This window comes from Candidatus Ulvibacter alkanivorans (assembly GCF_003333325.1).
GTDB lineage: Bacteria > Bacteroidota > Bacteroidia > Flavobacteriales > Flavobacteriaceae > Ulvibacter_A > Ulvibacter_A alkanivorans.
Window position 1 is genome coordinate 1 of record NZ_QOLC01000051.1, and the last position, 21,687, is coordinate 21,687.

The window sequence follows — 21,687 nt, forward strand, 5'->3', positions numbered from 1 at the left end:
AGTTCTTAAAATCCCTCCGGTATTGGCTCCCGTTAAAGTGGCTGTGTTGCCTTTAATTAAAAGGGACGGACTCCCGGAAATGGCACAAGAGATTGTCGATGAATTACAGTGGGATTACAATGTGGTATATGATGAAAAAGATGCGGTAGGAAGACGGTATCGTAGACAAGATGCTGCTGGAACACCTTTTTGTGTCACGGTAGACCATCAAAGTCTAGAAGACAGAACGGTCACACTTCGGAATCGAGACTCAATGGAACAAGAACGCATCGCTATTGATGCGTTGCAAAAAACTCTTAAACCCTATCTGTCGTATAGGCTTTTAGCACAGTAGAATAATCACATTTTTCTTTTTTTAGTCAGCAGGATTCGTTAATTTTAACGACTTTTTAACTAAAAATTATCCTAATGAAACTAAAAAATTATTTTACTGCACTATTGGTGACAGTAGTTGCATTTTCAATGCAAGCACAGCAAAATGGTGCTGGTGGCGCTAGTGACTATGGGTTCTTAGCAGATCCTATAGTTGTTCCTAGTATTGCAGAACAGCTTCGAGATGGTACGTTTATCCCTGTAGATAATAATGACATTCGTGAAGCGAGACCCAAAAGAGCCTATGGTAACACGGTTGTGCCAGGAAAAGGTTCATCGGGACCGGATGAAGCCTTACAAACTAATCCGCCAACGCGTCAAGGAGGTGGTCCATTTCTAACTTTTGATGCCGATACGACTCCACAAGCCGGTGTAACCGATCCAACTGGAGCAACGGGACCTAACCACTATGTGGCAGCTTGGAACTTCGGTTTTAGAATTTTCGACAAGAGTGGAAACCCATTAACTCCAGAAGCTTCATTGGCTTCAATCTTCCCAGGAAACAATATTGGTGACCCAATCGTTATTTATGATGAAATGGCAGATCGATTCTTAATCACAGAATTTGATAACTCACCTAACGGATTCAACGTAGCGGTATCTCAAGGACCAGACCCTGTAAATGATGGTTGGTATGTTTATACTACAGGATTTGGAACAGGACAGTTTCCAGATTACACAAAGTTCTCTGTATGGCCAGATGCTTATTACGTAACTGCAAATATTGGTACAAGACGTGTATTTGCTGTAGAGCGTGAAAAAATGTTAGTTGGTGATCCCGCACAATTCCAGAGCTTTTTCTTAACTGGTATTAGCACTTTTGGTTTCTATAGCCCTCAAGGGTTTCACCATACCGGTGGATCACACCCAGAGCTAGGGAACTTTAGCGTTGTATATATGCAAGATGATGCTTGGTCTGGTGTGGCTAATGACCATCTTAAAATTTGGACAATTAACGTAGACTGGGAAACACCAGGAAACTCATCTATCTCGGCACCACAAGAAATTCCTGTGACCGACTTTATTGGTGTATTTGATGGAGGATCGTTCTCTAATCTATCTCAGCCTGCAGGACCCGATATTGATGCACTTCAGGCAACTATAATGAACCAAGCACAGTTTAGACAATTCGACGGATATAACTCTGCAGTATTTAATTTTGTAGTAGATACCGATCCAACCGCTGGCGAATTAGCCGGTGTACGTTGGTATGAGCTTCGTCAAGACGAGTCTGGGGACCCTTGGACCATCTTCCAAGAAGGTACGTATACAGCACCTGCTGGTCGAGATGCGTTTTCAGCTAGTATGGCGATGGATATCTACGGAAACATAGGCATGGCTTATAGTTCTGTAAGTACTACCGAGATGATCTCTATTCGTTACACAGGTCGTCTTAAAGATGACACTTCTGGAGATATGACTTTCGCCGAAGAATTAATTGCTCAGAGTACTCAAAATAACCCGGGTAACCGTTTTGCAGATTACGTACACCTTACGGTAGATCCGTCTAATGCAAAAGACTTCTGGCATATCGCAGAATATTTCAACCCGAACAGAAGAGACTATGTTGGAGCATTCAATTTTGGACCAGCACAGATTCCTGCTAATGATGTAGCGATTGTAGATATCCTACCAGATAGCGGAGAACTAACGGCTGCTGAAGATATTACCATTACGATCAAAAACTACGGAACAACTACTCAAACTACGATTCCTGTAAGTTACAGCGTAGATGGTGGTGCTCCTGTTGCTGAGGTTTATACCGGTTCTATCGCACCTGGTGCTACCGATACCTTTACGTTCAGTGTTCCTGCAGATCTTTCGATCATGGATCAATTATATCGTATAGAAACACTTACCGCCTTGGTAGGTGATGAGGCTCCGGATAATGATTACTATGCTGAGAATACTAGAAATGTTGCAGTACTTTCGGTAAGTGATCTTGAATTTGACAATGCTGAATTATTGGTAACTTCAACCGATAATAAGAATTTTGATATTTTGTTACAAACTACCTATGATGACGTATTGCCTTTAAGCGTATACGACATTAACGGTAAACTGTTGGTATTTAACAACCTTGTAAATCAAGGGAACAGATTCCAATATGACCTAAACATGTCATACATGTCAAGTGGTGTTTACTTAGTAAAAATTGGTAGTGGTGAAATTGAAAAGACCGCAAAGATTATTGTAAAATAATCTTTAATCAAGCCATAAAAAATAGAGCGAAGATTTATTTCTTCGCTCTTTTTAATTTATAAGGTGTCAAAATTACTTCGATCGCTGCTGTATGCTCTCAATAGAAACAGGACTGGCACCATTACATCTGTTTGCCATTCGCAGTCTTCTATACTTCACCCAAACTTTTTCTCCGTTACTTTGAAAAGATGTCTCAAGATTAATAGGGTCGAACAGCTCATCTTCCATATTCACCATTTTCAATACATACGGGCAACCTTCTTCATTAGAGGTCATAATTTCTGCTTTTTCGAAGCCGTTGGTCATCATAGCAGACGCGGTGCTTGTTTCCACAGCAGTGCTCGAAGCTTCAGTGGTGGAATCGGTACTGTTTTTTGTGCTATTACAAGCTATTGCAAGTATAAACAGTAATGCAAAACTGGTTTTTAAAAGTGTCATAATTAGGGTTTTAGTGTTTCTGAAAGTGTAAATTACAAATAATGTGCCGTTCCAATCCCTATTCTATGAAATCCTTAACGTTTCATCCCGCAATATTTCGTCAGTCGCCAAATGTTTTAAGGATAAAGATTTAGATTGCTTCAGTGGAGTAGTATAAGTGTAAAACGTACAACTTGCCACTTATTAGGGTTTAATTAAAAATAAGCTCGAAGCTGAATGCTACCTGTGTGAACTGCCTTTGAAGTTTCGCTTTTTCTTCCGAAGTAAGACAAATTCGCATCTAAGTATTTTGTGATCCGTTTTTGAAATAGTAAGCGCCAAGTAAAATTGGTACCGGGCTGTAGTCCTTCTAAAAGCTGATAGGCTACAGGAGAAAACGCATTGCCGGTATACGCATTATCAATGTAGTTGAACTCACCGTTAATAGAGATCTTTTCGGCATTCGTATACGAAAAGGATGTCCCCAACTTTTGCTGATTCAATTGTTCCATCTCACCCAGCATATTGTCTTTGTTCAAAAACTGATAGAACAGATCGAACCTTGTGTTGTTGTTCAGTAAGTACGAAATCTTCGGATTGATCTCATAGGTGTCTAATTCATAATTCCTGTTCTCAAAATTTTCAGACATGCTTTCATTCGTTCCTAAAGCGCCTTTTAAGGTAAGCAACCAGCTTTCCCAAATTTTATGATTAAAGGTGAGTTGATGACTTTTCAACGTGTTCTCTTGAAGTCCAAGTGAGATCAAATTACTGCTCGAACTGGAAACATAGGTGTAATTTGTTGTGAAATGTTGCTTACCGCGATTAAAAAACAACGCGTTCCTGAAATTGAGAGATAAACCTAACTGCGCATCGCCACCATCTTCAAACGGATTGATATTAAAGGCATCGTTCTCTCTTCGCACTTTACGATCTATGATATAGGAGGTCTGGTTATAGAATTTAGACAGCACTTTTAAAATGCCTGTTTTCGAATTCCATGATTGTGGATTTAAGGTGAGAATCTGGCTAAATTTATTCTCGCGTATCTTCAAGAAGATCTGGTTAGGTAATAAGATACGAACATATTCTGCTTGGTCTTGAAATTGGGCTACTTCAAACTCATCAAGCTCTTGTACGCCATTGTTGTTATAATCGATCCAAGTAAAAACACCTTGCCCGGGTTCAACCTCGATAAAAGTATATTCCTGTTGGGGAATAACACCGTTGTTCGATTCTAGTACGGTATTAAGACGCACGCCATTTTGCCATATCGATTGGTTGTATAAAAGACGCGAATTAAGCGATTGTTCATCGGGATCATCTCCGTCCTCATCCTTAAGCACCCTATAATTGGCAAATATGGCGAGCTGAGCTGTACTCGAATTTAAAAGTTTAGATTTAATATAAAAGGTGTTCGATGAATTAACACGTTGTAACGATTGCGAACGTAAACTATCTGTAACCCGATATTGATAGCCTCCCTCCACGAATACGTTTGTACTATCTCCAATTCCTGAAAATACTTCATAGGCACTAAAACGCTGACTTACCGGTGTAAGACTATCGCTTTTCATGCGCAATACTCTATTGTTTTCGGCCGCTATCTTTACCCCGGCCCATCCTTTTTTAAAGGAGTACGCACTTCTGTTATTTATTCTGAAAAACTTAGAGTCTAAAGAATCCCCTTTGCTTTCCAAATAACTTCCATAGGTTGCGATATTAAAGCGTTTCAGATTTACTTCGGAAGCCAATACATGACGTGTGCCGTTGAAGTTTTCAGAAAAATTCAAATGTTGGAATGCATAGCGACCCCCGCCATTTTTTGGCGATCTTACCTCGAGTCCGCCAATTAGAAATCGTTGATTACCCATAGGGTTGATCAAATTCCAATCACGTGCAAATTCCACATTGTACAAGCGCTCGATGGTCCTAAAATCTCTATTGATAAAATCTAATGAAGTAAAACCGTTTATCGTCAAGGTGTCGGCCGTAGTTAGCAACCGTTGCTGAGCCGCTAGCCTTCCTGCAAAACCACTATTGTTATTATCGTCAAGTTCAGAAAAAAGATTTAGGTCATTCTTACTTCCGGCCACCTCAAAATCGATCGTTGTCTTTTCTGAAGGATGATAACGCCCGTTTAATCCGCCAATCTGTAATTTTGTAGGAGCCTGCAATTGAATAATAGGTGCATAATTTCCTTGGGGTATGCCATTTAAGGGAGGTACATATTCAAAAACGCGACTAATCGCATTGTTGGTGCTAATAACATAATCTCCATTGTTCTCACCCACTAAAGTAAAGCGAACATTGAATAGCTCATCCTCAGGATTTGTAGAATACACGAAAATCTCCTCGCCCAATAAGATCTCCTTTCGATAGAGTACCTTATTCTCGTCGAAGGTATCTGGCACGGCAGAAGGGGCGGTCATTTGCTCCATATCATCTCCGGCAGCTTGTAGTATTGCTACTTGCTCTTCAGATAGGTTCTGCTGTAACGGCTGATTCTTAATATCATTTTCTGAATACACATAGGTACCAAGATCGAGCGTTTCACTTCGGTAGTTTCCGCCGCCATAACCAATAAATCGCGTAAAATTTCTGTCGGTAAATTGATATTCGACCGTAATTCGCATATTGGCTGTTATAGGATAGGTAGGATTAAATTTGATCTCCCCGGCATTGTAATCGATCACATAATCATTGGCTTCGCCTCGCTCGAGCAATAAGCCATTCACATAAACTCGTTCGCTGCCCGAAACAATTAGAATAAAAAGTTCTCCGTTAGGGCCTACCAGTTTATAAGGACCTTGATTGCCTTCTTGTCCAATAAATTCGCTACGTTGAAAAACGCCGCGAACCAAAGCTCCGGAAGCAAACGCACTTAATGTCGAACCGTCTTTATTGTTGAGCGTTCCTCCTAAAGAGATTCCTTGCACTTTTTTTGTAAAGTTGGCAAAGTAGCTGTTCGTGTTTTGAAGGTCCACATCTCCTGCCCGTATATTCCAGTTATCACTAAATAGTTCGATAAAGATTTGATCGAACTCATCTAAACTTTGCGAATAACCGCCTTCCTGGGTGGGAATATTAGCATCCTGTATGGAAGCTCGAATGGATACCTTATCGCTTAGCTTCCCTGTAATTTGTAGATCGAGTTCAGAATTTACCACGGCATTTTGGTTGTTACCTATGGTTACACCTCGCGAAATACTCCCAACCGTATTCAGCCCTTCGAAAGGAGTAAATCGATTTTCGGTATTGCGCTCTTGTAAAGAAATTAGTTTATCTGCAATCCCATCGCCCGCTACGATCACACTTGGATCGATCGCATAATAATCGCGCGTAAGAAAATTGGGATATCGCATATAATTAATAACGATCGAATCATTTTCTTGTTGAATGGCTTCGGAAAGTAGTACCGTTCCATTTTTATAATCTACGGTGTACAATAATGAATCGATGGCCCGACCCGAGCGATCGGTAATTGTGAAACGCGCCGGATTAATACTTACACTGTCAATGCGAATGGTATCCTGAACCAATACTCGCTTCGTCCTTAAGTTTGAAGAAACCTCCTGTGCATAACCGAGACTGGTTAATAAGAATAAAAGGAATAAGAGTTTGATCTTCATTATCTATACAACTTACGCGAATGGTATTTATTTTGTTGATTTCTTATGGAAAACCTTTCGCCATAAGGTAAACGTAAAAATACAATGTTATTTACTTTAGTGCTTTAAATAAAAACAACACATTTTGAAGATCATATCATACAATGTAAATGGAATACGAGCAGCCATACGAAAAGGTTTTCTCGATTGGTTACAGCAGGCAGATCCCGACGTAATTTGTATACAAGAGACCAAGGCAACAAAAGATCAAGTTGAAGTAGCCGAAATAGAAGCCGCCGGCTATCCCTATCACTACTGGTTTAGCGCACAAAAGAAGGGCTACAGTGGGGTGGCTATCTTTAGCAAGATAGAACCCAATAATGTTGCTTATGGTACCGGTATCGATTATATGGATTTTGAAGGGCGTAACATTCGTTTGGATTTTGAGGACGTCTCGGTCATGAGCTTATACCTTCCCAGTGGCACTAACATCGCTCGTCTAGACCACAAATTGGGTTATATGGCCGATTTTCAACAGTATATCGATGAACTTAAACAAGAAATTCCAAACTTGGTTATCTGTGGTGATTATAATATTTGTCATCAGCCAATAGACATACACGATCCGGTTCGCAATAAGAATGTATCCGGCTTCTTACCTGTAGAACGCGAATGGATTGGTAATTTTATTGATAGTGGCTTTATAGATTCGTTCCGATATTTCAACAAAGAGCCGCATCAATATACGTGGTGGAGTTATCGCGCCAATGCCAGAGCGAATAACAAAGGTTGGCGAATCGATTACAACATGGTTGCCGAACCGTTACAAGAAAATTTAAAACGCGCCGTTATATTACCCGAAGCCTATCACAGTGACCATTGTCCTTTGCTGGTAGAATTAGAATTTTAATGCAGTAGCGAGCTACTTTAAACAATTAAATTTGTGAAATAATCCAAATTCAAAACCAATATGATCGTTAAGAATATTTTCTTCGGAATGCTTATCGCTGTACTTTCAACTTCCTGTGTATCCTCAAAAATTTATGAAGATTTGCAGAAAAGATATGATACACTTGATGCCGAAAATAAAGACCTAATGTCACGCCTAGATGCCCTTGACGGGAATGCAGTAAACTACAGTCAGGAAAAACTTCAAAGAGAAATTGAACAGGCAAAAGCAGAAAACAGCAGACTTGCGATGGATTTAGATGCAGCCGAAAACAATTACAAGCGGTTAAAAAGTTCGTATGATGCATTGGAAGCAAACAGTTCTTCGGCCCTATCTGAAAACCTAGAACGAAACCGAAAATTACTAATTGAATTAGAAGAAAAAGAACGCGCGTTGGCACTAGAAAATAAACGTTTGCAACAACTTCAAAAAGACTTGGCAGCAAGATCGAAAAGAGTAGAAGAACTAGAAGGCATTATCGCAGCTAAGGATGCACAAATGCGTAACCTAAAAAATGCAATCTCGGCTGCACTCACCAATTTTGAAGGTAATGGTCTAACCGTAGAACAGCGCGATGGAAAAGTCTATGTGTCTATGGAAAACAAATTATTGTTCGATAGTGGTAGTTGGGCAGTGAATTCACGTGGTAGAGAAGCTGTAGTAGCGCTAGGAGAAGTGTTGGCAGACAATCCGGAGATCGCTGTACTCATTGAAGGTCACACCGATAATGTTCCCTATGGTGGAAATGGTAATATCAAGGATAATTGGGATCTGTCTACTAAACGGGCAACTGCTATAGTATCTATTCTTACCGAAAATGCCGGGATCCCAAAAGACAATCTAACTGCAGCCGGACGTGGTGAGTATGCGCCAATAGCTCCTAATACCACTTCCGAAGGAAAAGCAAAGAACAGAAGAATTGAAGTGGTTCTCACGCCAAAATTAGACGAAATAAATAGGCTGTTAAACGAAATATAACAGCCACAATGCACAGTAGCAGATACCTTATATGACCTATACCAACCTACCAAACACCAATTTAGATGTAAGTGAAATTTGCTTAGGCACCATGACTTGGGGCCAGCAAAATTCAGAATCTGAAGGACACGATCAACTAGACCTAGCGTTGGCTAATGGCATTAACTTTGTCGATACCGCCGAGATGTATTCGGTTCCGGGAAAGGCCGAAACCCAAGGAAGCACAGAACGCATTATTGGAACATGGTTTAAAAAAACCGGAAACCGTAACAAGATCGTACTTGCATCAAAAATCACAGGTCCTGCGCGTAATTTCGATCATATACGTACACCTTTAGACTTTAGCAAAGCGTCTCTTGAAGACGCCTTGAACAAGAGTCTAAAGCGCTTGCAAACCGATTATATAGATCTTTATCAGTTGCATTGGCCAGAACGTCCCGTAAATATATTTGGTGTGCGTGACTATCCGCATCATAGTGCGAACGAGACAGAGGATCGTTTTGCAGAAACGATAGAAAATTTAGAATCTTTTATTAAAGCAGGTAAGATTAGACATATTGGGGTATCGAATGAAACACCGTACGGACTTATGCGCTACATGGAAGAGGCGCGAAAGGGAGCTACAAAAATGGTTTCTGTGCAAAACGCATATAGTTTATTGAACCGTCGTGATGAAATTGGATTGACCGAGGTGCTTTTACATGAAAACGTGGGGTATCTTCCCTATTCACCGCTTGCTTTTGGTCAATTAACAGGAAAATATTTAAACGGTGCGAAACCGGCCAATGCACGAGTAACCTTGTTCCCTAATTATTCGCGTTATCAAGGGGAAGCTTCTTTTAAGGCTACAGAAAAGTACCAACAGATCGCATTAAAATATGACCTTAGTTTGACACAAATGGCACTCGCCTTTATCAGACAACAGCCATTCGTAACATCTACAATTATAGGAGCTACAACTACAGCCCAACTCATGGAAAACATACAAAGTGTGCATCTAACGCTTTCCGAAGAAATCCTAAAAGAGATCGAAGCGGTGCACGCAGCAATACCAAACCCGGCACCTTAGCTTACAAAGGCACTATACCCTGTGATCGCACGACCAACGATCAATGAGTTGATCTCCTTGGTGCCCTCATAACTGTAAATAGCTTCAGCATCGGCAACAAATCTAGCGACATCGTAATCGAGTAATATACCGTTGCCACCCATTACCTCGCGGGCGCGACTTACAACATCTCGAGTTCGCATGCTACAAAATACTTTAGCCAGTGAGGCATGCTCATCGGTTAGCAACTTTTGGTCCTGTAATTCTGAAAGTCTAAAGCAAAGTGTTTGCATTGCTGTTAGATTGGCAACCATTTCTACCAAATGATTTTGAATTAATTGGAATGAGGCTATGGGTCTTCCAAACTGCTCGCGTTTCTTGGTGTATTTTAAGGCACTTTCATAGGCCCCTCGAGAACAACCAACCGCTTGCCACGCCACGGCTGCACGAGTCATTTTTAGTACTTTGGCGGTATCTTTAAACGATTCACATTTTTGAAGTCGATCGCTTTCGGGGACGCGACAGTTGGTCATAGTGATCAAGGCATTTTGCACGGTGCGTAATGCCATTTTATCTTCCATTTTTTCAGCCTTAAACCCGGGATTCCCTTTTCGCACTAAGAATCCTTTAACTTGGTCGCTGGCTTCATCTCGCGCCCAAATAACGGTCACATCACTAAAGGTTGCATTTCCTATCCACTTTTTTTGACCGTTAAGCACCCATTCATCACCCTCTTGTCGGCATGTAGTACCTAATCCCCCGGCAACGGCAGAACCTACTTCGGGCTCGGTAAGACCGAAGGCACCGATAACCTCCATACGTTGCATCTTTGGCAACCACTCTTGTTTTTGAGCTTCGCTACCACACACGTAGATAGAGCCCATGGCTAAGCCACTATGTACCCCAAAGAAGGTGGAGATCGACACATCGATACGTGCTAATTCCATGGCGATGATACCTTCCATTAAAAAGGTTTGTTGGGTGGGTCCTACACCGTCGTACGCAATACCGCAGATATCTAATTTTGCCATCTTCGGAATAATCTCGAAGGGAAATTCGGCTCTGTTCCAATACTTGTTGGCAATAGGTTTTACTTCATCTTCCATAAAGTTGCGAACTTTTAACTGAAGCTCACGTTGTTCCGGACTTAATTTCAGACTAAGATCGTAAAAGTCCCCATCGATGGGCGGTAACTTGTGTTGTCCTTTCTTGCCTTGACTTTTAAGCATTTTCATCAATCCTTTTAGTTGACGATCGTCAAGTTCACCTACTGCCGCCATTACTTCCGGCAGGTCAATTTTTTCTGAGATCTTTCCGAGGGCATCCAGATCCACATCACGCATTAATGCAATAGTTTGTTTTATTTTTTTAAACAATGACATAACAGCTATTTTAGTTGATTACTAAAGGTAACTGCTCTTGTTGTTATTGATACACAAAGAAGTGTTAATTTGATGGAACTGGTGAAAGTAAGGATGTGTAAATAAACCCCTTAATAGCAGTAGTTGTGCTTATGTGATACCAATTCTGGTGTTTCCCTAAGATGAAAACCGTATCATTTTTTGGTAAAGAGGCCAATTGCTCGAAGCCAGTCGCCGGTCCGCTACGTAACTCCGATTTGTTCTTAAGAACGGTGCCTTTGCTTTCATTGAAAGGTGAATCTACTTCCGGGATTTCGGTCATTTTTATATAGGGCAACGGATTTACCGCTCCTGTATACCCTTTGTAAATGCCGAAATGAAGATGCGGTTTGGTGGTAACAGCGTTACCCGAATTCCCAACGAAACCTAAGGTATCACCGGTCTTCACTCTAAGTCCGTTAGTAGCGACAATACTGTCTAAGTGCGCATAATATAAGGACTTGCCAAACAAACCATCGCGCAGCCAGACTTGTTTGCCTCCCTTACCCCGTTCGCCCACCGAGGAGATTCTTCCATCGGTGACCGCGACTACCGGAGTACCGCGTTCGGCAAAAATATCGACTCCTTCGTGAAATCGTTTACCGCCTTCACGCGAATCGCCCCAGACGCTTTGAATGCTACTGTTATCTACGCCGCTAACAGGAAATTGATATACCGGCTTGGTATAAATTTTCAGAATATAGGAACCACTCACCCTTATTTCAGGTTGTACAGTGATCTTATAAGTGGTATACTCTTCGATCTCGTGAATGAGTTCTTGTGAATCGGGTTCTGAACTTTTAAGTAATTTTAGTTCTGTAATCGAATCGTTTACTGTTTGGAATAGATCGATAAAAACTCGAAGTGAATCGGGACTTGTAGTGGTTTCCACAAACAATCGCTGTCCTTCTACTAATTGGACGTTATAACTATGAACCAGTTGTTTTTCCGAGGTAAAAACTCCGCTTTCTGAATATGGCAACGTAATTTGAAGACTGTCTTGTAGGGCTATATCAAAAGTCTGATTCCAAGAAATAAACAGAGAATCTTCTTTACTAAATTCACGTGCATACACTTCTCTTGCCGACGGCTTGGTGACGACATCGGCTGCCTTTTGGATCTGATTACATCCGGAAGTGATAATAATTAGACAAAGAAAACAGAGGTGCAGCGGTTTCATAGCTACTAAAGATAACCCAAAATGTCGCAATAAAATGTTAGGGTGTTCCTTAAGAAGCGTTAAAACAAGTGGTGTACCACATCGTGCACTTTCGCTACCTTAATGATATTAATTGTGTATTGTTGTTTGGGCAGCTTACAATATTTAGAGATTACAATATTGCTAAAACCAAGTTTTTCGGCTTCCAATATTCGCTGATCGACTCTCGTCACTGGGCGAATTTCACCTGCCAATCCAATTTCTGCAGCAAAACAGGTGGTTTTGTCGATCGCAATATCTATGTTCGAAGAGAGTACAGCAGCAACCACTGCTAAATCGATGGCTGGGTCGTCTACGGTAATTCCGCCTGTAATATTTAAAAAAACATCCTTGGCCCCTAGTTTAAATCCGGCGCGTTTTTCTAAAACTGCCAAGATCATATTGAGGCGTTTGGCATTGTAACCGGTGGCACTGCGTTGAGGGGTGCCGTAGACCGCGCTGCTCACCAAGGCTTGTATCTCGATCATCAACGGTCTCATACCTTCGAGTGTTGCCGAAATTGCGGTGCCACTTAGGTCTTCTTCATTCTTCGATATCAAGATCTCCGAAGGGTTGCTCACTTCTCGTAAGCCGCCGCCTTGCATTTCGTATATGCCCAATTCGTTGGTGCTTCCGAAGCGATTCTTATTTGCACGTAAAATACGATAGATATGATTCCTATCCCCTTCAAATTGTAGCACCGTATCGACCATATGTTCTAGAATTTTAGGCCCGGCAATATGTCCGTCTTTGGTTATATGTCCAATCAAGATTACCGGAGTGCCTGTTTCTTTCGCAAATTTGATCAACTCGGTTGTAGTTTCACGTATTTGTGAAATACTGCCTGCGCTACTCTCGATATAATCGGTATGTAAGGTTTGTATAGAATCGATCACCACGATATCGGGATGTATATCGGAAATATTTCTAAAGATATCTTGGGTCTTGGTTTCGGTTAATATATAGCAGTGTTCGGCGTCTGGTTGGATTCTGTCGGCGCGCATTTTAATTTGCTGGGCGCTTTCCTCACCGGATATATATAGGGTTTTATAAGGCAATTGTAAGGCAACCTGTAACATCAAAGTGCTTTTTCCAATGCCCGGTTCGCCGCCTAATAAGGTTAATGACCCCGGTACCAGTCCGCCACCCAAGACTCGGTTCAATTCATTGTTCTTGGTGTTGAGACGTGCCTCCGATTGGTAGGAGATCTCTGAGATCTTTTGAGGTTTAGCTGCTCTTTTTGGGGTTGCTTCGGAAGTGTTCCAGCTCTTTTTTTCAGCTTTTTGAATTACTTCTTCGGCAATGGTATTCCACTCTTTACAGGAAGTACATTGGCCTTGCCATTTTGAGAATTGCGCTCCGCAATTCTGACAGAAGAATGTGGTTTTGGTCTTAGCCATAGGACTGCTAAATTATAAATAATTGATGGGAATGTAGCACGATTCTTCAGTAATAAAAGTAACAAATAATAAGTTGTTCTAAAGTGAACAATTTTGAAATTTTATTGAAAAATACGTTTTTCTACGTATTGAATATTTAGTGGTTGTGTGTTACATTTGAGGTTCTAAGAGCAAAAATAAAGGTTAAGATTTAGGGAGAAAATTTAACCATAAAGAACCCTCTAAAATTCATTTTTTAGAGGGTTTGTTCATTTATAAAGATTTCTTCTAATAGCCAAAATCGGTTTTGATCTTGTCGGCCCGGTCTAGCATGAGATCGATAGTAATAAAATCGACTTCTTCCTTGTCGAATGCACCTTGAAAAGTTCGCATTGCTTTTTTGGGATCACCGGTCTCTTCGTAATACCGTCCTAAATAATAATCACCGAGCACGGTATCTGGATAATCGCGTTTTGCCATAGTGGCGATTTCGCGTAAGGACTCCCATTGTTTTTTCTTTTCTGAAGCGGTTGCGGTAGCAATATAATCGTTGACACGTATCGGATTTGTCAATCCGAAGAGATTCTCTATGGTAGCGTATTTATCGATAAGGTATTGCGAAATTGGGGTGTCCAGCTTTAATAGAACGTCGTTGTATTCTTGTTTACTAATGGGTCGATACACAGAGAATATCTTCTCCATGGCATTTGGGATCCCTCGCCCAACCAAGGAGTAATGGGTAGCTCCCGGAAAATTATCGTACGAATAATTAAAAGTGTCGCTTTCGAGTCCGGCCAATCCTTTATTAAGCTCTTCACTTATTTCCATTAGATCTTTAATGTCGTCGGTTCCGGTAGCCAGATAATAAAAGATCTTGCTTTCAATTTCCGGTACACGTTGCGGTAGGCGTTCTGTCATCATAGGCGCGAGATCGGGACTAAAATTGATATAACCGTTAAATAATGGTGGGTCTTTGAATAGATAGTAGTTTATAAAGTTAGCCGTAAAATCATGTCCAATAGCGATAATAAATTTTGCGGTTCGATAGGAGTTATCGATATATGGGATCAATTCTAATCCAATAAACTCGAAGAAATCGGCGCCTTTATCGGCCGGTAAAAAGTTGGTGTCATCGTATTCGCAATCTTCATAGCGTTTATCGCCTTGCATGATTCCAACAACGATAGATTCGGGCATGTCTTCCCAATAACTGAAATAATCTACATTTCCTGCTACCGGTTCAAACAGGTAATCGGCGTCTAGCACCAATACGATAGGGTATACTTTTTCAGGATTTGCGTCGTAATTTCGGGGAAGTTGAATTTTCAACCTTCGACTTTCGCCTAATTTTGAAGAATTGAACTCTTCATAAATTATTTGAGCCGAAGCGGATATACTAAACAAGAAACAAACAGTGAGCAGTAAGATTTTTTTCATGAGTAGGATTTTTATGAAGCGAAAGATACTAAAATTTTAAAGCAGCAAATTCTTCCGAAGAAAAAAGCGTGACAATAAATTACTTCGATCTATTATAGATAGGTAAAAATAGAAATGACAACAGACCAAAGAACACAATGGAAGCAATATTAGAGGTCCAAACGATCCAACCAAAAGCCGTGCCGGTAGTTTCCGGAATACCAAAGACGAGGAGTATGCCCATAATTGCCGCAGGGTAGGTCCCGAATCCACTATTGGTAAAAGCAAAGGTGAAGCTTCCCACCACGAACGTAATTAAAATGGTGCCAAATGCAATGTTCGACGTCTCCTCAAGCGCAAAAAGAGCAGTATAAAAAGACAGTAAATAAAGCCCCCAAATAATAAAGGTTTGAAGAATAAATGCGCCTTTCTTCTTCATGGTGAGTATGCTTAGCATTCCATCCTTTAACCCAAAAATGAACTTTTTAATCCGTTGATTAATATTCGATCTGGAGTACTTAACAAATATCCCAAAAAACAACGGCAACAGGACCATAATGGTTAAACCAACATAAAGCACATTAACCGGTATGACCTCTTTTAGGTAAACGAATAATTCGTCAAATCGCATAAATAATGCAGCTACTGTAAAGATGAGTAAAAACAACAGATCGACCACTCGTTCTGAGATAATGGTGCCAAATCCTTTTTCGAATGGTACTTTCTCGTATTTATCTAAGATGATTCCTCGGGTTACTTCTCCACTCTTAGGGATAAAAATATTCATAAAATAGGCGATGGAGATCGCCATAAAATTATTGGCCAATTTTGGAGTATATCCCAAGGGTGCAAGCATAAAATTCCATCGGTATGCTCTAAAAAAGTGACTGGTAACGCTTAATAGCACAGAGAGCAGCACAAAAATGTAGTTCGCATCTTTGAAATGCTTCTTTACCTCCTCGATCTGCTCGGGGGTAAACGAATTGTAGGTATACCAAATTAGAAAAATCCCCAACCCCAAGGGGATGGCAATCTTTAAGAACTTGGCGAGGGATTTGTTCAAATTAAGTTAGTAAATTATCATCGTTAGGAAATACCAAGGCAGGCTTAAAAGATTTTGCTGCTTCCATTTCCATTATTGCATAGGTAATTAAAATAAGAATATCGCCTGGAGCTACTTTGCGTGCGGCGGCGCCATTTAGGGTGATCTCTCCACTTTTTCTAGGGCCTGGGATCGCATAGGTTTCAAGACGTTCGCCATTGTTGTTATTGACGATCTGCACCTTCTCTCCTTCAATTATATTTGCGGCATCCATAAGGTCTTCATCTATGGTGATACTACCAATGTAGTTGAGATCGGCCCCTGTTACTTTAACTCTATGGATCTTAGATTTTACAACGTGTATTTGCATGGGGCAAAGGTATTAATTTAAGGCTATATTATCAATTAATCTTACGTCTCCTGCGAAGGCCGCAATAAATGCTCGATACTTGTTTCCTGATCGCCTGCGTTCAACCGTTTTTAAGGTCTCGGCATTTGCAATTTCGAAATACTCTAAAGACAGTACCGAACTATCGTTAAATTGTTCGGATACCCATTGGTTTATTTGGTCGATAGATTGCTTTTTAAACCGTTCTTTTGCCTCGAACAAGGTCTTGGAGATTAGACCGGCGGCTTCAAATTGCGCTTTGGTAAGCCGTTTGTTTCGTGAACTCATGGCAAGACCATTGTTTTCTCGCACTATAGGACAGCCAACGATCTGCACCGGGAGTTTTTCAATTTGCACGAGTTTTTTTACAATTTGTAATTGTTGGTAGTCTTTTTCTCCAAAATAGGCCGCATCGGGTTGGACTATTCTGAATAAAATATTTAGCACCGTTCCCACGCCATCAAAATGACCCTGGCGATGCTTTCCTTCCATTTCATTGGCGATGCTTCCGAAGCGATACGTTTTAGCTACCACATGGTCGTTGTATAATACCGATGCTTCGGGAGCAAAGACGAACACTTTTCCTTGAAGGGTGTTAAGTAGATCGACGTCGACCTCTAACGTTCTGGGGTATTTGTCTAAATCGCCGGTGTTGTCGAATTGTGTCGGATTTACAAAAATGCTTACCACCACACAATCATTGGCCTCTAAGGCGGTCTTTACCAAGGACAGATGTCCCGAATGCAAAGCCCCCATGGTGGGTACAAAACCAATTCTTTTATTCTTTCTAAAGGGGAGCAACGCTTGAATTAACGATTCTCTCTTGGTATAAATACCCATAAAAGTGAATTAACAGGAAGCAAAATTAATATATTCACGACAATCTTCATAAAATTTCGTAATTTTGCGTGTTTTTAATTTCAACGCCAATAAAGTACAGTTTTATGAAAGATAAGAGAGTCTTGTATGTGTCATCTGAAGTAATTCCTTACCTGCCAGAGACCGAGATTTCTTCCATGTCGTTTGAAGCACCGCGAATGGTAAACAACAATAACGGGCAAATTCGAATTTTTATGCCTCGTTATGGTAATATTAATGAACGCAGACATCAATTGCACGAAGTAATTCGTTTAAGTGGGATGAATTTGGTCATTAACGATCTTGATATGCCTTTAATTATCAAGGTGGCGTCTATTCCTAAGGAGCGTATGCAGGTGTATTTTATAGATAATGAAGACTACTTTAAGCGCAAAGCAACCTATGCCGATGAAGACGGGAATTTGTTCCCCGATAATGACGAGCGTGCTATTTTCTTTGCAAAAGGAGTGATCGAAACCGTAAAAAAATTGAATTGGTCACCCGATATCATTCACGTGCATGGTTGGTTAGCTTCTTTTTTACCGTTATATCTTCGGAATTACTACGGAAACGAACCACTTTTTGAGAACAGTAAGATTGTCACTTCGGTGTATGGAACTGGTTTTGAAGGTGCCTTAGATGAAAAGGTCGTGGATAAGATCATGTTCGACGCTATCGATGAAGAAGCTGTTGCACACCTGAAGAATCCAAATTACGTGAACGTAATTAAAACGGCGGTCGATAATAGTGATGCTGCGATTATTGCTTCCGAAGAAATCCCTGAAGAACTAGAGTCGTACTTAAACGATATCGATAAACCGGTGCTAAAATACCATACGCTAGATGAGACTGAAGAAGCCTATTTAGACTTCTATCAAACCAAAGTATTATCCTAAGGAGACAAATTTTCTTCAGTAATTTTGAAATAAAAGGGCATTAATTTCGTCCTTATTAACAATATCACCTCTTTTATAAAATAAACACCTTGTTTTAAGGTTATAAGAAAGCTAATAGAACATTTAATGAACAGTAAATATATACTTCCAAAGATCGCTGTAGTTTTTGCCATGATATTGGCACTGTCTTCTTGCGAGGAGGATTTTTCTTCGATTGGAGCAGATGTTATTGGACTGCCCGACCTAGATGCTGAACCGGATATCGTAAGTTCAGTGGTAGCGTATAGTCGAAAGATGGCACCGGTACAAACAAACAACTTACCGGTTTACCAATTAGGAACCTATAACGATCCTGTTTACGGCAAGTCTACAGTAAAATTGTTAAGTCAGCTTACTTTAGAAGATGAAGGTCCAAGTTTTGGTTCCGATCCTATTATCGATAGTGTAGCGTTGTACATTCCATTTTTTAGCGAAGGTACACAGACTGCAGATGGCGTTAACTATGCGTTAGATTCTGTCTTCGGAAACGATAAAATAAACATTCGACTTTTCGAGTCGGGTTATTTGTTGCGTCAACTCGATCCGAATACGAATTTTGAAGAGCCTCAAAAATACTATTCAAATCAAGGGGATCTTTTTGAAAGTTTCTTACAAGAAGAGATCGCATTGATCGAAGATTTTCAGCCTAGCGAAGAAGGAATCATCTTCAATGCAGGTGTAGAGGGTGAAGAAGAATTATTGGCTCCGGGATTACGCGTATTATTGCCTACCGAATATTTTAAAGAGAAGATATTCGATCAAGAAGGAGAAGAAGTGTTATTGAATAATAATAACTTCGCTAATTACTTGCGAGGGCTCTATTTTAACATCGAATCTGATCTGGACGACACAAACTTATTTTTGTTCGACCTAGAAGATGCGAATATTACGATCTACTATACTATAGATGAACTCGATGACGATGGAAACCGTGAAGAACGCGAGTTTGAACTTAATTTCAACGGAGTAAATGTAAATGTGTTCGATAACGAACTAGCTCCACAAGTAGCGTCCGATCTCGAGAACCCAGATTTTAACAATGGAGAAGAAAAGTTGTATGTACGCGGCGGCAGCGGTGTATTCTCGATCATCGAACTATTTGGTGAAGACGCAGACAATAATGGTGTTGCAGACGAATTAGAACTGTTGCGAGAAAGAGAATTACTAATAAATGAAGCCAATCTTATTATTTATGTAGATCAAGATCAAGTAGAAGGAGGAGAAACCGAACCGGAACGATTACTAATTTACGATGCTAACAACAGTACAGTGTTGGTAGATTTTAATCAAGATCTTACTTCTTCCGAAGAACCATTAAATGCAGTAAATGTGCATTTAGGTCGATTGGACCGCGGTACCGATGAGAATGGCGACTTTTATAAACTTAGAATTACCAACCACGTTAGTAATTTAATAAATAGAGATTCTACCAATGTGCCGTTAGCACTTGTGGTATCTCAAAATGTGGTTCAACCCGGATTTCAAGACTTGAGAACCTCACAAGCACCAGGAATTTTTGAAATCCCTGCAAGTTCGGTCATTTCTCCCGAAGGCACTGTATTAATTGGAAACAATACTGCCAATGAGAATAAAAGATTAAAGCTCCAAATCTATTTTACAGAACCTAATTAAATAATCGCCTATGTGTGGTATCGTTGGATACATTGGAAACAGAGAAGCATATCCCGTAATCTTAAACGGATTAAAACGTTTGGAATACAGAGGATATGACAGTGCAGGAATAGCTTTGTACGACGGTTCTGATATTCAATTGTGCAAGACCCAAGGAAAGGTTTCCGACTTGGAAGCTAAAGTTGAAAAGTCCATTACTTCAAAAGGAAGCTTGGGAATAGGTCATACAAGATGGGCCACACACGGTGTGCCTAACGATGTTAATTCACATCCTCATTACTCGAACAGTGGAGACCTTGTTATAATTCATAATGGGATCATCGAAAATTATGGTTCTATTAAAAAAGAATTGATAAATCGAGGGTATACATTTACGTCAGATACCGATACAGAAGTATTGGTGAATTTGATCGAAGAGATCAAAAAGCAAGAAGATGTAAAGCTGGGGAAAGCAGTTCAGATCGCTTTAAATCAAGTAGTTGGTGCTTATGCCATTGCGTTGTTCGACCGAAACAAACCCGATGAGATCGTTGTAGCCAAGCTTGGCAGTCCCTTGGCCATTGGTATTGGTGAAGACGAATTTTTTGTGGCTAGTGACGCTTCTCCTTTTATCGAATTTACGAACAATGCCATCTATCTTAAAGATGAGGAAATGGCGATCATTCGTCGTGGTAGAGAGGTGAAGGTTAGAAATATCAAAGGTGATAAACTAGTTGCGCCTTACATTCAAGAATTGCAACTTAACCTTGAACAGATCGAAAAAGGGGGCTATGATCATTTTATGTTGAAAGAGATCAACGAACAGCCTTCAGTAATAAAAGATACCTATCGTGGTCGTCTATTAGCCGATCAAGGAATAATAAAATTAGGTGGATTAGAAGATTATATCTCAAAATTTACCAATGCAGATCGAATTATAATCGTAGCCTGTGGCACCTCTTGGCATGCAGGCTTAGTAGCAGAATATATCTTTGAGGATCTGGTGCGTATCCCCGTTGAGGTGGAATATGCATCTGAGTTCCGTTATAGAAATCCGATTATTACCGAAAAGGATGTGGTTATTGCAATCTCTCAGAGTGGAGAAACAGCAGATACGTTGGCGGCCATTAAGCTTGCCAAAGAAAAAGGCGCTTTTGTGTATGGAATATGTAACGTAGTAGGGTCAACGATCTCTCGCGAAACACATAGTGGAACTTACACCCACGCCGGTCCCGAAATTGGAGTGGCATCTACCAAAGCATTTACTACACAGATCACGGTACTTACTATGATCGCACTTAGGTTGGCAAAAGTAAAAGGGACTGTTTCACAAAGCGATTATATGCTTCACCTTCGTGAACTGGAGATGATTCCGTCTAAGGTTGAAAAAGCACTTCAAGAAGAAGACAATATTATCCAGATCGCCGAGATCTTTAAAGCAGCTAAGAATTTTCTTTACCTCGGAAGAGGTTATAATTTCCCGGTGGCCTTGGAAGGCGCATTGAAGTTAAAGGAAATCTCCTATATACATGCCGAAGGATATCCGGCGGCCGAAATGAAACACGGTCCTATAGCACTTATAGACGAGCAAATGCCGGTTGTTGTGATTGCAATAAACAGTAATCACTACGAAAAAGTGGTTAGTAACATTCAAGAGATCAAATCACGTAAGGGTAAGATCATCGCCGTAGTGACCGAAGGAGATACTGTTGTAAAAGAAATGGCCGATTATATAATGGAAGTGCCGGCAACACCCGAAGCACTTACGCCACTTGTTACGACAATCCCACTGCAATTGCTTTCGTATCATATCGCAGTTATGTTGGGTCGCGATGTAGACCAACCGCGAAATTTAGCGAAATCGGTTACTGTAGAGTAATTTA

At 40.5% G+C, this 21,687-nt stretch carries 17 protein-coding genes; 8 read left to right on the forward strand and 9 right to left on the reverse strand.

Features of this window, described 5'->3' with window-relative positions; genetic code table 11:
• Together DWA30_RS03275 and DWA30_RS03280 are read left to right on the forward strand one after the other, a co-directional pair.
• The coding region (locus tag DWA30_RS03275; protein WP_245933855.1) for a His/Gly/Thr/Pro-type tRNA ligase C-terminal domain-containing protein at positions 1-334 on the forward strand (334 nt) is incomplete at its 5' end.
• Positions 335-408: 74 nt separating this feature from the next.
• The gene (locus DWA30_RS03280; RefSeq protein ID WP_114491106.1) at positions 409-2,574 is read left to right on the forward strand and encodes a T9SS type A sorting domain-containing protein; all 2,166 of its coding nucleotides are present in this window, start codon (positions 409-411) and stop codon (positions 2,572-2,574) included.
• Between the two features lie 72 nt (positions 2,575-2,646).
• Here DWA30_RS03280 and DWA30_RS03285 read toward each other — a convergent pair whose 3' ends face one another.
• Together DWA30_RS03285 and DWA30_RS03290 are read right to left on the reverse strand one after the other, a co-directional pair.
• On the reverse strand, positions 2,647-3,012 hold the full coding sequence (locus DWA30_RS03285) for a hypothetical protein (RefSeq protein WP_114491108.1): 366 nt from the start codon (positions 3,010-3,012) through the stop codon (positions 2,647-2,649).
• 194 nt (positions 3,013-3,206) lie between these two features.
• A complete protein-coding gene (locus tag DWA30_RS03290) occupies positions 3,207-6,623 on the reverse strand; it encodes a DUF8818 domain-containing protein (RefSeq protein WP_114491110.1) in 3,417 nt (1,138 codons plus the stop codon).
• A 124-nt stretch (positions 6,624-6,747) separates the two neighbouring features.
• On the opposite strand from DWA30_RS03290, the gene DWA30_RS03295 reads away from it, so the two are divergent.
• The 3 genes from DWA30_RS03295 to DWA30_RS03305 are packed head-to-tail and all read left to right on the forward strand — an operon-like array spanning position 6,748 to position 9,598.
• The gene (locus tag DWA30_RS03295; RefSeq protein WP_114491112.1) at positions 6,748-7,512 is read left to right on the forward strand and encodes an exodeoxyribonuclease III; all 765 of its coding nucleotides are present in this window, start codon (positions 6,748-6,750) and stop codon (positions 7,510-7,512) included.
• Between the two features lie 60 nt (positions 7,513-7,572).
• A complete protein-coding gene (locus DWA30_RS03300) occupies positions 7,573-8,529 on the forward strand; it encodes an OmpA family protein (RefSeq protein WP_114491113.1) in 957 nt (318 codons plus the stop codon).
• Between the two features lie 31 nt (positions 8,530-8,560).
• Entirely contained in the window at positions 8,561-9,598 is a 1,038-nt protein-coding gene (locus tag DWA30_RS03305) for an NADP(H)-dependent aldo-keto reductase (protein WP_114491115.1), read from the forward strand.
• Here DWA30_RS03305 and DWA30_RS03310 read toward each other — a convergent pair.
• The 7 genes from DWA30_RS03310 to panC all read right to left on the reverse strand — a co-directional run bounded on the left by DWA30_RS03310 (position 9,595) and on the right by panC (position 17,240).
• The gene (locus DWA30_RS03310) at positions 9,595-10,959 is read right to left on the reverse strand and encodes an acyl-CoA dehydrogenase family protein (protein WP_114491117.1); all 1,365 of its coding nucleotides are present in this window, start codon (positions 10,957-10,959) and stop codon (positions 9,595-9,597) included. The two genes, DWA30_RS03305 and DWA30_RS03310, sit on opposite strands and share 4 nt — an antisense overlap.
• 64 nt (positions 10,960-11,023) lie before the next feature.
• Positions 11,024-12,157: a M23 family metallopeptidase gene (locus DWA30_RS03315; protein ID WP_114491119.1), complete on the reverse strand. Its 1,134-nt coding sequence runs from the start codon at positions 12,155-12,157 to the stop codon at positions 11,024-11,026.
• 59 nt (positions 12,158-12,216) lie between these two features.
• Complete coding sequence (radA, locus tag DWA30_RS03320) at positions 12,217-13,575, reverse strand: DNA repair protein RadA (protein ID WP_114491120.1); 1,359 nt, start codon at positions 13,573-13,575, stop codon at positions 12,217-12,219.
• A gap of 267 nt (positions 13,576-13,842) precedes the next feature.
• Positions 13,843-14,991, reverse strand: a complete 1,149-nt coding sequence (locus tag DWA30_RS03325; protein WP_114491121.1) for an alpha/beta hydrolase — start codon at positions 14,989-14,991, stop codon at positions 13,843-13,845.
• Between the two features lie 79 nt (positions 14,992-15,070).
• Entirely contained in the window at positions 15,071-16,033 is a 963-nt protein-coding gene (locus DWA30_RS03330) for a lysylphosphatidylglycerol synthase transmembrane domain-containing protein (protein WP_114491122.1), read from the reverse strand.
• Between the two features lies 1 nt (position 16,034).
• Positions 16,035-16,382: an aspartate 1-decarboxylase gene (gene panD / locus DWA30_RS03335; protein WP_114491123.1), complete on the reverse strand. Its 348-nt coding sequence runs from the start codon at positions 16,380-16,382 to the stop codon at positions 16,035-16,037.
• 12 nt (positions 16,383-16,394) lie between these two features.
• Positions 16,395-17,240, reverse strand: a complete 846-nt coding sequence (gene panC, locus DWA30_RS03340) for a pantoate--beta-alanine ligase (RefSeq protein ID WP_114491124.1) — start codon at positions 17,238-17,240, stop codon at positions 16,395-16,397.
• A gap of 104 nt (positions 17,241-17,344) precedes the next feature.
• Here panC and DWA30_RS03345 point away from each other — a divergent pair, with 104 nt between their 5' ends.
• The 3 genes from DWA30_RS03345 to glmS all read left to right on the forward strand — a co-directional run bounded on the left by DWA30_RS03345 (position 17,345) and on the right by glmS (position 21,683).
• Complete coding sequence (locus DWA30_RS03345) at positions 17,345-18,154, forward strand: glycogen/starch synthase (RefSeq protein WP_114491125.1); 810 nt, start codon at positions 17,345-17,347, stop codon at positions 18,152-18,154.
• 126 nt (positions 18,155-18,280) lie between these two features.
• Positions 18,281-19,825, forward strand: a complete 1,545-nt coding sequence (gene bamH / locus DWA30_RS03350; RefSeq protein WP_114491126.1) for a BamH family beta-barrel-assembly machinery protein — start codon at positions 18,281-18,283, stop codon at positions 19,823-19,825.
• 10 nt (positions 19,826-19,835) lie between these two features.
• Positions 19,836-21,683 (forward strand): glutamine--fructose-6-phosphate transaminase (isomerizing), encoded by a 1,848-nt coding sequence (gene glmS / locus DWA30_RS03355; RefSeq protein WP_114491127.1) that lies wholly within the window; start codon positions 19,836-19,838, stop codon positions 21,681-21,683.
• Positions 21,684-21,687: the final 4 nt, after the last annotated feature.

Coding starts and splice junctions, on each gene's coding strand:
- DWA30_RS03310 (WP_114491117.1), bottom strand. CDS start 10,959: ATGTCATTGTTTAAAAAAATAAAACAAACTATTGCATTAATGCGTGAT.
- panC (WP_114491124.1), bottom strand. CDS start 17,240: ATGGGTATTTATACCAAGAGAGAATCGTTAATTCAAGCGTTGCTCCCC.
- DWA30_RS03325 (WP_114491121.1), bottom strand. CDS start 14,991: ATGAAAAAAATCTTACTGCTCACTGTTTGTTTCTTGTTTAGTATATCC.
- DWA30_RS03315 (WP_114491119.1), bottom strand. CDS start 12,157: ATGAAACCGCTGCACCTCTGTTTTCTTTGTCTAATTATTATCACTTCC.
- DWA30_RS03290 (WP_114491110.1), bottom strand. CDS start 6,623: ATGAAGATCAAACTCTTATTCCTTTTATTCTTATTAACCAGTCTCGGT.
- DWA30_RS03305 (WP_114491115.1), top strand. CDS start 8,561: ATGACCTATACCAACCTACCAAACACCAATTTAGATGTAAGTGAAATT.
- panD (WP_114491123.1), bottom strand. CDS start 16,382: ATGCAAATACACGTTGTAAAATCTAAGATCCATAGAGTTAAAGTAACA.
- glmS (WP_114491127.1), top strand. CDS start 19,836: ATGTGTGGTATCGTTGGATACATTGGAAACAGAGAAGCATATCCCGTA.
- DWA30_RS03285 (WP_114491108.1), bottom strand. CDS start 3,012: ATGACACTTTTAAAAACCAGTTTTGCATTACTGTTTATACTTGCAATA.
- DWA30_RS03300 (WP_114491113.1), top strand. CDS start 7,573: ATGATCGTTAAGAATATTTTCTTCGGAATGCTTATCGCTGTACTTTCA.
- bamH (WP_114491126.1), top strand. CDS start 18,281: ATGAACAGTAAATATATACTTCCAAAGATCGCTGTAGTTTTTGCCATG.
- radA (WP_114491120.1), bottom strand. CDS start 13,575: ATGGCTAAGACCAAAACCACATTCTTCTGTCAGAATTGCGGAGCGCAA.
- DWA30_RS03345 (WP_114491125.1), top strand. CDS start 17,345: ATGAAAGATAAGAGAGTCTTGTATGTGTCATCTGAAGTAATTCCTTAC.
- DWA30_RS03280 (WP_114491106.1), top strand. CDS start 409: ATGAAACTAAAAAATTATTTTACTGCACTATTGGTGACAGTAGTTGCA.